Here is a 10,100-nt window from a genome sequence, read left to right as displayed (position 1 = left end):
ATGTGAGTCCTCCTTGGTTATAATTAGGGGTCAAGCCGTCGACGCCTTGACACCCCGAATCATACCAAGGGGACTTTTCTATTTCAATAGGGTTCCACTAACCAAACAGGAATGCTCCCGATGGATCAGCCCGATCAGGTGAGACAACTAGAGGAACGCAGTGACTAGTTGGCCCACCGCGGGCCCATGGGAAAGCGTCCGCCAGCTGGAGCGTCCGCCAGCTGGAGCTTCCATCCCCTCGTACTCACAAACTCACTACCCATGAAGGAAATGTTCCCGACCTTGAACTTCATCCCTTCTTCCTCCATTTAAAAAAGCCCACAGCAAGTGTGAGCTTAAGCCATTACATATTCGTGGGCTGCTTCGTCTTGTACGAGCAACTCCTTCAGATACTTCTTCGCTCGGAACAAGCGGGACTTCACAGTACCGATCGACACACTCATCAACCCTGCAATCTCCACTAACGAATATTGATTCACATAGAAATACTCAATCGTCTTGCGGTAAATACCGTCCAACTCGCCTATCTTTTGTTGCACAAGCTCGGAAATATCACTCTGCTCCATCAATTCGGCAGGAGTTTTCGCATTACTGGGAACCAAATCCAAGATCGGAACGTCTAATGTATCAGGTTGATTCATTACGTATTGACTGTGACGTACATTTTTTCTGTAACGGTCGCGGAATGTGTTCATACAAATCGTCGTCAACCAAGCCTTCATGCGGTTAACTTCACTCATTTCACCGCGGTAGCGCACTACTTTTACCCATACGTCTTGCATGAGATCTTCTGCTTCTTCTTTATTGCGAGTCAATTTAAGACATAAGTGATATATATAGCGTCCATATTCTTCGTATAATGCGTTTAAGTCGTTTTTCATAATAAGTAGCCTCCGTTTTGTAACTGGTACCCTTATTATCACCGACAAACACATTACGAACTATCGCTTTCTCTTTCAGTAACCTTACAATTGTGTAAGGTTACTTGACATATCCTACGCTTCTATGACTTCTTCTTTTGGTTCCAACTTCGTAATCTTTAGGCGCAAAATACGCGTCCTGTCCATTTCTTCAATCTCAAACAACAACGAGTTATAATTGAATTTTTCGCCTTCTTCTGGAATATGACCGACTTCCTGAAAAACAAACCCACCGATTGTATCGTGATCTGTCGGCAACTCTATGTCGAGTAGTTCAATAACGTCTTCGATTTCTAACCGTCCTTGACAGACTAAATGATTTTCTTCTTTTTCGAAAACCATTGACTCTTCTTCAACATCTGTTTCGTCTTCTATATCTTGCCCAATCATTTCTTCAATAATATCTTCTTGCGTCACGATCCCGAGTGTCCCACCGTATTCATCCAGCACAATCGCCATATGCTTCTTTTGCGTCAACATACGTTTAAATACAAGTTCTACACTTGCTGTCTGCACGACGAACAAAGGCTGACGATCGATGACATCCGCAAACGACCGCTCGGGAAACATCGACCACTCGATTATCATTTTCGAATAAAAAATACCGACTACTTTGTCGATACTCTCTTCATATACTGGATAGCGGGTATAGAAATACTGCAATACGACGTCACGTACATCTTCATACGTAGAATCCATCGACAGTGAAATAATATCTGTACGGTGTGTTTCCATTACATCGCTAACATCTTTATCACGAAAATCTAGCATACCCTTTAGTCGGATTGATTCATCTTGACCGAAAGTACCTTCTGTAGATGCAATGTCCACCATCGAACGCACATCTTCTTTTGTTAATGTGGCTTCCGTCACCGTTCCTTTAGAAATTAAGCGAACGAAGAAATTGGTAAACAACGACAAAACCAACGTCAATGGAATCAATAACTTCACAAGCACCGAAATAGGTGGCGCTACAATATACGCAATACGATCCGCAAATGTTGCGGCAATCGTTTTCGGCAATACCTCTCCGAATATAATCAAAACGACAGTTAAGATCCCTGTCAGTAATCCAATACTCAATCCTTTATCGATTGCAATCATCGTCACAATCGTCGGCATCAAAATATTGGCAATATTATTCCCAATTAGGATAGCCGTAATCATCCGGTCCGGCTTGGAAATTAATTTTCTCAATTTTATCGATTTAATGTCTCCCTGATCTGCACGCAATTGAACTTTCATTCGATTGATTGCGGTCAGAGCTGTTTCACTTCCCGATAAAAAGAAGGACAAAAATAAACATAGTCCCAGTGCAATAAACAATTGCGTCTCCTCCAACGTTTCTCCATTTATTTGTCATCATTCATCATGTATTATTGCCATGAATAAAACAATTCTTATTGCGTAAGTATATCATACATATAAACTGAATCGTTAATGCAACATACAGATAGGACGTATACTTTTATCATTCGGTTCCCTTATCCGTAAGCGTCTAAACCTTATTACATCACGAATTTCTGCTATACTATGAAATAGAAAATAGCCAAAGAAAAGAGGGTTTACTATGACTTCGTTACAATCATTGGACCAATATTTCACAAACAACCGTGACCGCCACTTGGAAGAGTTAACGAGCTTCCTGGCAATTCCAAGCATCAGCGCACTTTCCGAACATCAACCGGATATGCAAAAAGCAGCGGAATGGCTGTCGAATGAATTCGAAAATATTGGCTTGGAAAACGTGTCGATTGAAAAAACGGCTGGACAATCCGTTGTCTATGCAGACTGGTTACATGCTGAGGGGCAGCCGACCATTCTAATCTACGGTCACTACGACGTGCAACCGGTTGATCCGCTTCACTTATGGGAAACACCTCCATTTGAAGCAACAATCCGTGATAATAAATTATATGCACGCGGAGCAAGCGATGATAAAGGGCAAGTGTTTATGCATAGTAAAGCAATCGAGGCACTAATGAATGTTGAAGGCAAACTTCCTGTTAACGTCAAGCTTATTATTGAAGGCGAAGAAGAGATCGGTAGCCCGAGTTTGGAGGAATATATCCAAAATAATCAAGACAAGCTAGCGGCAGACTTCATCGTCATTTCTGATACAGGCATGTACGGACCTGGACAGCCCGCAATTTGCTACGGACTGCGCGGATTAGCCGGCGTACAAATTGATGTGAAAGGCCCTAAAGGCGACTTGCACTCCGGATTATACGGTGGCGGTGTTCAAAATCCGATCCACGCACTCGTCGAAATTCTAGCTTCATTCCGTGATGCTGAAGGTACTATCGCAATCGATGGATTCTATGATCAAGTTCGCGATCTAACTGAAGAAGAGCGCGCAGGTTGGGCAGCTCTCGACTTCGATAAAGAAGCAGTGAAAAAAGAAGTCGGTGTCAAAGAATTAACTGGCGAGCCAGGCTACACGTACACGGAACGCACATGGGCACGTCCTACACTCGAGATCAACGGCGTGTTCGGTGGTTTTTCAGGAGAAGGTATCAAAACCGTTCTCCCTTCCGAAGCAGGAGCGAAAATCACTTGCCGTCTAGTCCCGGATCAAGAGCCAGATGAAATCGTAGAAAAACTACGCGCGCACATTGCGAAACACGAACCAGTTGGTTGTGAAGTAACGGTTACTGAGTTTGATAAAGGGAAACCTTACCTAACCCCATACGACCATGAAGTCATTCAAGCGGCTGGTAGAGCGTATGAGCAAGTATACGGCGTACCTACCGTCTATACACGTGGTGGCGGCTCTATCCCAATCGTTGCAGCGTTCGATGAAATCCTTAACATCCCTGTCGTCTTGATGGGCTTTGGACTGGATACAGAAAACTTCCACGCTCCGAATGAACACTTCCACTTGGAGAATTTCGATAAAGGTTTGAGAGTCATTGGAAGTTATTATGGAGAGATTGAAAAGCTTGGGTTGTGATTTATGAGCTGTTACGTTGATTGATTGAGCGTTCGTGGGGTTGCATTGAGCACTTGCCGAGCTTGATAGAGCGTTCGCGGGCACGCATTGAGCGCTTGCGGGGCTTGATAGAGCGTTCGCGAGCACGCATTGAGCGCTTGCAGAGCTTGATAGAGCGTTCGCGGGCACGCATTGAGCGCTTGCGGAGTTTGATAGAGCGTTCGCGGGCACGCATTGAGCGCTTGCGGGGCTTGATAGAGCGTTCGCGGGCACGCATTGAGCACTTGCGGGGCTTGATAGAGCGTTCGCGGACAGACAATGAGCGCTTACGAGGCTGTATAGAGCGTCCCCTTCTCTTCACCCACACAAAAACAGGCTACTCCACAAAGGGGTAGCCTGTTTTGTATTTCATTTCATTAGTATATCCACATTAAGAACGGTATTTCCTGCTCTCACGCTTCCTCTTCTTCGTCGTCCTCACTACTACCAAAGTACGTAATGATCTCATCTACCGGCTTACGCGGTGGAGCTTTTGGTGATGTGTCGAAATAGCCGAATTGCAACATACTGATGATGCGCTCCCCTGCCTCTACACCTAAACACTCTCGGAACTTCGGGTTGTCGATGAACGGTGGCGTCTTCCAACATGTACCGATTCCTTTATCCCAAGCAAGCAGTTGGATATTCTGAATTAGTATGCTGGCTGCTGCAAAATCCTCCATACGCTCTTTTTGGCGTACATCTTCAGGGACGATGACGAATACAGCTGCACTGGCAGTCGAGAACTTCTTCATTTGTTTTTCGAGATCCTCGTCAGAAAGCTGTTTCCAATTTGCTACACCGAACTCCTTCAAGACGTCCAAAAGCTCGTCATACTGTTCGCCTGTTGCTACGATCAATCGCCAAGGATTACGGTTTCCGTGGTTTGGGGCCCAAACGGCGTCTTCTAAAATTTCTGGGATGATCTCTGGTTCGATCGGTTGTCCGTTAAAATTCTTAATAGAGCGCCGTGTGACGATGGCCTCTCTTACCGATAATGCTTGTTCATTCACACTCAACCTTCTCCTTTGCACTAAGTATCTGTTTTTCATTATACCCTAACTTGGTAGTCTGTTGCTAGAGGCTATGAGAAACACTTTGATGCAGAACTGGACAATTATGAGAAATGATCATTAATTTTGAAGAAGATATACTTTGCGTTCGGCGAGTAAGCGTAGGAGTCCTTATAATCCCATGTGCGATGATATGCGTTATACGTATGGGCATTGACGAGTGGGTTATCCCCGTCCTTGGCAGTTACGATCGTTGTATGGTCGAAACGGCCGTCTCCATGAAAATCATACGTAATGATATCCCCAATCTGCAATTCTTGTGGAGTTTTTACTTGTGTTGCAGTCAGCCCTTTTGTAGAAGTTGCTAAGTACCAGCGCAACGAGTGAGCGACGGTAAAACTGAAGCTCCACGTGCCTTTACGCATCCACCACCCTTTTTCGCGATTTGGTTCTCCGTGCATCGGTGCCCCACCGGCCAACAGACATTGTGAAATGAAATTCGTACAGTCATCTTCAAAACTTGGGAAGGCAGGGTTTCTGCTATTCCACCAATTATCTGCATAGTCTACTGCCGCTTGTCGATTGTACAAAAAAATCCCTCCTTGCCATATCATATGACAACGAGGGACGTTCAATTAATGATGTAATACTTTTGATAAAAAGTTTTGGGCGCGTTCAGAATCGGGATTCGTGAAGAACTTGGCAGGTGTTGCCTGTTCCACGACTTTGCCGTCAGCCATAAAGATGATCTCGTCACAAATCTCTTTGGCGAAGCCCATTTCATGTGTCACGACGACCATCGTCATACCACTTTCAGCAAGTTTACGGATTGCATCGAGAACTTCCGTAACCATCTCGGGATCGAGTGCGGATGTCGGCTCATCGAAAAGCATGACTTGCGGATCCATCGCGAGCGCACGCGCTATGGCGACACGTTGTTGCTGACCGCCAGATAATCGGTTCGGATATGCGTCGAATTTATCGCCAAGACCGAGTGAAGTCAGCAACTCCTTCCCTCGCTCCTCCGCCGCACTTTTGCTTAGTCCTTTTACATTGATCGGCGCAAGTGTCACGTTTTGCAACGCCGTCAGGAAAGGATAGAGATTAAAGCTTTGGAAAACGAACCCGATTTCAGAACGTGCTTTATTAATATTCACTTTTTTATCGTGGATGGAAACGCCGTCTACTACTATTTCTCCGTCATCGATCGGCTCGAGCGCATTGATCGTGCGAATTAATGTAGACTTCCCCGCTCCACTTGGGCCTATGATGGCCACAACGTTTGATTTAGGTACTTCAAGCGTGACATCTGTCAGCACTTGATTCATACCGAATGTTTTATTCACATGTTTTATGGAAATCATATCTGGCACTCCTTCACATCAAGCTTCATGAATTTTCTCTTGCTAATAACTTTTGTTCGATCACACGAATGATCATGGATAACGTGAACGTCATGGCAAAGTATACGAAACCTATGAAAGTCCATACTTCAATGGAACGCATACTAGTGGCAACGAGGTTTTTGGCGTTCAACGTCAATTCCGTCGCACCAATGACCGAGATCAAAGAAGAATCTTTAATTAGCATGATGAATTGTGAAGCAAGTGGCGGTAAAACTCGTCGGAATGCTTGTGGCAAGACGATCAAGCGCATTGCCTGCCAGTAGGTCATACCTGACGAACGGGCCGCTTCCATCTGCCCTCTTGGAACACCTTGTATTCCTGAACGAACGATTTCTGCAATGAATGCTGCTGTAAAAACTGCTAAACCGATAATCGATGCCCAATAGGAACCGAGTTTCAAAAATTGACCGAGTACAAAGAAAATCCAAATCAATAGTACTAGCAACGGAACACCGCGCATGACTTCTACATAGGCTGAGGAAAGAATACGGATAAATCCATTGCGGGAAATCCGGCCCATTCCGATGATAATACCGAGCGGAATAGCCAGCAATAATGCGATTGCTGAAATTTCGAGTGTTTTCAGCGCCCCTTCAATAAAGATATCCATATTTTGCGATATTACACTGAAGTCATATTCATAGCCGCCCATATTATTCTCCCGAAACCTTATCTAGCCAGTCGCTTTCCTCAAACCAGCGACTTCTTGATTCTAATTCTTCCGGGCTATCAACATAGCTATGCAAAAATGAATTCAACCATTGAATTGTTTCAAAATCATTTTTCTTCACTGCGATCCCTAAGTTTTCAGCTGATAGCAAACCTTCTAGCTGATGAACTTCTCCTTCGTGTTCTAAGCGCCATACAGCAATAGCAGGTTCATCATACACCACTGCATCAGCCTGTCCAGAACCCATTGTTGTAGCTGCCAACGGGAAATCTTCGTAATCTACTACTTCCGCATTTTTGAACTGAGACTTTGCAAGCAGTGCGCCCGTAGTCCCGATACCTACAGCAATTTTATTCCCCTTGACGTCAAGTTCTTCCCATGATTTGATACCTTTGCTCGCAGCCGGTACCATGATCGCCTGACCTGTTTTATAGTAAGGATTTGACATGCTAATGGATAGTGCACGGTCTCCACGGATCGTCATACCCGCGATGACCATATCCACATCACCTATTTGCAACGCCGGTCCTAAGCCGTCAAATGCGAATTGCTTAAATTCTACTTCTGTATTTAACGCTTCACCTACCGCGTTTGCTAGATCGATATCGTACCCGACAAATCCGCCTTCAATGCTTTTCATTTCAAAAGGGAAATAACCTGGTGCAATTCCGATCACCAACTTTTTGTTGTCTTTAATATTCTTTAACGTGGACTTCTCTGTTGATCCTGTTCCTCCATCGTTACTACTACATCCCGCAATGACCAATACTAGGATTAGTAATAGTGCTGTAAACATCTTCTTCATACATTTCCCCTTCTCTCTCTCTGCTAGTATAAATATTCTAAATTAATACAATTATAAGATACCTACTACCAACTGTCTACAAGTATATGTATACGTTTGCTTGCATACTACATATATTGGACAAGATCTTATAACGGTTACTATCTATATAATTTAATATACGATATAATGAATAATTATACAACAGTAAATAGTTTCTTTGTGCACGGTAAAGGGGAATATAGTAAGACTAGTATCGTTTTGAATAAAAAAAGCGACAGTTCTTGGAGACTTCTCTCAAGAACTGCCGCTATTATCTTAATGGAGCATAGGGGGCTCGAACCCCTGACCTTTGCACTGCCAGCGCAACGCTCTCCCAGCTGAGCTAATGCCCCTCTTATCTGATACAATATAGAGTATATCAATTGTTCGTTTAAAAGACAATAGGCAAGAAAGGTGGTTAACGGCATGCAGCATGAAGAAATAGAATTGACTGAAATTGTATCTCTGTGTGACTCCAAGGGGCTTCTGAATCCTGAATCTATAGGATACGCACGCAGCCCTTTAGTGAGGAGCAATCTAAGAGGACAGTTTATGAAAAAGAAGCGCTGGAATAATTGGTGCATCTACGGGGAAGAGGTCTTATTGACTGCCTCGATTGTACACTTAGATCATAAAGCTATTTGTCTAGTTTACATACTCAACTATGAAACACAGCGTTTCTATGAAAAACATGTAACCCTACCTTTTGGAAGACGTATAAAAATGCCTGAAGAGGTACTCGAAAGCATTAAATTTGTGCATGACGATATTACGATTCAACTCGTCCATATGCAAGGCGAAACGCATTTGTCCGTGATCATTCCTGATTTCGATAATGAAGTATTGCATGCAGATTTGCATATTATTCATCCCGAGAAAGATGAATCTTTAAATGTGGTCATCCCGAGAAGTCGAGACTCATTCCATTTCACCTCCAAACATACTATCATGCCGACTGGCGGCTATGTTCGGGTTGGTGATCGACGCTATGATTTCAATCCGTTTTATAGTTTCGCGGTCCACGATTATGGTCGTGGTGTGTGGCATGCCCGAACGAATTGGGACTGGGCAATGGCCTCTCAACGTACAAGCGGTAAACGGATCGGTTTAAATTTTGGTGGTAGTTGGACGGATGGTACAGGGCTAACGGAAAATGCTGTCTTTGTGGAAGGCACGATGCATAAATTTCATGAGGATGTAGTATTCAAAAGCAATAAAGCAGACCCGAAAAGTGCTTGGAAAATCCAAACGAAGTTTTCAGATGATATCCAATTGACGTTCAAACCATTCTTCCAATGCCCAACGCTTGATCACTATCTCGTCAGGAAGATGTCAATTACCCAACATGTCGGCTATTATCATGGAAAAGTTCGACTACCAAGCGGACAAGTCTTACCTATTCGACAGATGCTCGGTTCGATCCTAGAGCGCAAGTATCACTAATTACCCTTCTCTCCTATCTACAAAGAGATCCGCTTTTTTTGTTTAAGCTTACTGTTTTAAGGTGATAATACAAGTAGTATACACTTTAGAAAGGGTGGCGCTTATGTCAGTAATACGAATATTATCTATTGCAGGAGTTTCATCTATTTTACTTCTCGGAGGTTGCGGGTCAAAAGACAAGGCACCGGACAATGACGCTGCGGTCAGCATTGAAGGCGAGGATGAAGGCAGTACAATGAATACAGGTGACGGCTACGGCTTCACGGATTTCGATTTAACGATCAAGAAAGGCGATAAGAAAATCGAAACGGATTATGAGGATGTAAAGCCTGGTGATGCAGAGTATGTCAACGAGTTCCAGGAAGTGGATCTAGAAGGTAATGAAGCGATTGACGATATGCATAAGATGTTTATGGAGATTTTGATTGATAGCGGAACTACTAAAGAAGAAGCAATCGATCGCATTTTGCAATGGTATGGTCTTGATGGGTATGATGAGTTTAAGTTGGATGTAGAGTTTGCAGATGACAAGACTCTTCATATTGATGAGAAGAAGTAATAGCTGGTACAAAATGCAGAATAAAGCGGACCGTTAATTCGTATATGAATTAGCGGTTTTTTGCATGTCTTTTTAATAATCGTTTAGTGTAAATAAAGTAAGTTGTACTAACCAAGTTAATTTGTAAGTTCTACAATCCACACTACTTATTGACAGTTGGGGCCGAACCTGTTGATCTACGTTGCACTCGCAAAAGTAGTTCTTCGTTATGAATTCTCTCCGATAAACTTAGTGAGTGTAAATAAACCATGTTACACAATAGCGCCCATAGGTCGGACAATAGTTTGAAACC

Annotated in this window: 10 protein-coding genes and 1 tRNA gene; 3 read left to right on the top strand and 8 right to left on the bottom strand. The window is 43.5% G+C overall.

Features of this window, described 5'->3' with window-relative positions:
- Nucleotides 1-335 precede the first annotated feature (335 nt).
- Complete coding sequence (locus CSV72_RS11375; protein WP_099634641.1) at nucleotides 336-881, bottom strand: RNA polymerase sigma factor; 546 nt, start codon at nucleotides 879-881, stop codon at nucleotides 336-338.
- A gap of 114 nt (nucleotides 882-995) precedes the next feature.
- A complete protein-coding gene (locus CSV72_RS11370; protein ID WP_099678438.1) occupies nucleotides 996-2,246 on the bottom strand; it encodes a hemolysin family protein in 1,251 nt (416 codons plus the stop codon).
- Nucleotides 2,247-2,490: 244 nt separating this feature from the next.
- On the opposite strand from CSV72_RS11370, the gene CSV72_RS11365 reads away from it, so the two are divergent.
- Nucleotides 2,491-3,873: a dipeptidase gene (locus CSV72_RS11365; RefSeq protein WP_099678437.1), complete on the top strand. Its 1,383-nt coding sequence runs from the start codon at nucleotides 2,491-2,493 to the stop codon at nucleotides 3,871-3,873.
- A 431-nt stretch (nucleotides 3,874-4,304) separates the two neighbouring features.
- Here the strand turns inward: CSV72_RS11365 and CSV72_RS11360 are convergent, their stop codons facing one another.
- The 6 genes from CSV72_RS11360 to CSV72_RS11335 form a co-directional block, all read right to left on the bottom strand.
- Nucleotides 4,305-4,904 (bottom strand): nitroreductase family protein, encoded by a 600-nt coding sequence (locus tag CSV72_RS11360; RefSeq protein ID WP_099678436.1) that lies wholly within the window; start codon nucleotides 4,902-4,904, stop codon nucleotides 4,305-4,307.
- Between the two features lie 104 nt (nucleotides 4,905-5,008).
- On the bottom strand, nucleotides 5,009-5,494 hold the full coding sequence (locus CSV72_RS11355) for an amidase domain-containing protein (protein ID WP_233191247.1): 486 nt from the start codon (nucleotides 5,492-5,494) through the stop codon (nucleotides 5,009-5,011).
- A 45-nt stretch (nucleotides 5,495-5,539) separates the two neighbouring features.
- Nucleotides 5,540-6,268, bottom strand: a complete 729-nt coding sequence (locus tag CSV72_RS11350) for an amino acid ABC transporter ATP-binding protein (RefSeq protein ID WP_099678434.1) — start codon at nucleotides 6,266-6,268, stop codon at nucleotides 5,540-5,542.
- Nucleotides 6,269-6,293: 25 nt separating this feature from the next.
- Entirely contained in the window at nucleotides 6,294-6,962 is a 669-nt protein-coding gene (locus CSV72_RS11345) for an amino acid ABC transporter permease (RefSeq protein ID WP_099678433.1), read from the bottom strand.
- Between the two features lies 1 nt (nucleotide 6,963).
- Nucleotides 6,964-7,785 (bottom strand): transporter substrate-binding domain-containing protein, encoded by an 822-nt coding sequence (locus CSV72_RS11340; protein ID WP_099678432.1) that lies wholly within the window; start codon nucleotides 7,783-7,785, stop codon nucleotides 6,964-6,966.
- 301 nt (nucleotides 7,786-8,086) lie between these two features.
- A tRNA-Ala gene (locus tag CSV72_RS11335) sits at nucleotides 8,087-8,159 on the bottom strand.
- Nucleotides 8,160-8,232: 73 nt separating this feature from the next.
- Here CSV72_RS11335 and CSV72_RS11330 point away from each other — a divergent pair.
- Entirely contained in the window at nucleotides 8,233-9,249 is a 1,017-nt protein-coding gene (locus CSV72_RS11330; protein ID WP_099678431.1) for a DUF2804 domain-containing protein, read from the top strand.
- A gap of 103 nt (nucleotides 9,250-9,352) precedes the next feature.
- Nucleotides 9,353-9,808 carry a YusW family protein gene (locus tag CSV72_RS11325; RefSeq protein WP_099678430.1) on the top strand — a complete coding sequence of 152 codons (456 nt, stop codon included), beginning with the start codon at nucleotides 9,353-9,355 and terminating at the stop codon, nucleotides 9,806-9,808.
- The last annotated feature ends 292 nt before the right edge of the window (nucleotides 9,809-10,100 follow it).

Source organism: Sporosarcina sp. P20a (assembly GCF_002743175.1).
Taxonomy (GTDB): domain Bacteria; phylum Bacillota; class Bacilli; order Bacillales_A; family Planococcaceae; genus Sporosarcina.
This window is presented reverse-complemented; position numbering and strand designations above follow the sequence as displayed.

Bases quoted from the DNA above. Each gene is read 5' to 3' on its own strand.
- CSV72_RS11375 (WP_099634641.1), bottom strand. From the start codon at position 881: ATGAAAAACGACTTAAACGCATTATACGAAGAATATGGACGCTATATA.
- CSV72_RS11345 (WP_099678433.1), bottom strand. From the start codon at position 6,962: ATGGGCGGCTATGAATATGACTTCAGTGTAATATCGCAAAATATGGAT.
- CSV72_RS11365 (WP_099678437.1), top strand. From the start codon at position 2,491: ATGACTTCGTTACAATCATTGGACCAATATTTCACAAACAACCGTGAC.
- CSV72_RS11340 (WP_099678432.1), bottom strand. From the start codon at position 7,785: ATGAAGAAGATGTTTACAGCACTATTACTAATCCTAGTATTGGTCATT.
- CSV72_RS11350 (WP_099678434.1), bottom strand. From the start codon at position 6,268: ATGATTTCCATAAAACATGTGAATAAAACATTCGGTATGAATCAAGTG.
- CSV72_RS11330 (WP_099678431.1), top strand. From the start codon at position 8,233: ATGCAGCATGAAGAAATAGAATTGACTGAAATTGTATCTCTGTGTGAC.
- CSV72_RS11325 (WP_099678430.1), top strand. From the start codon at position 9,353: ATGTCAGTAATACGAATATTATCTATTGCAGGAGTTTCATCTATTTTA.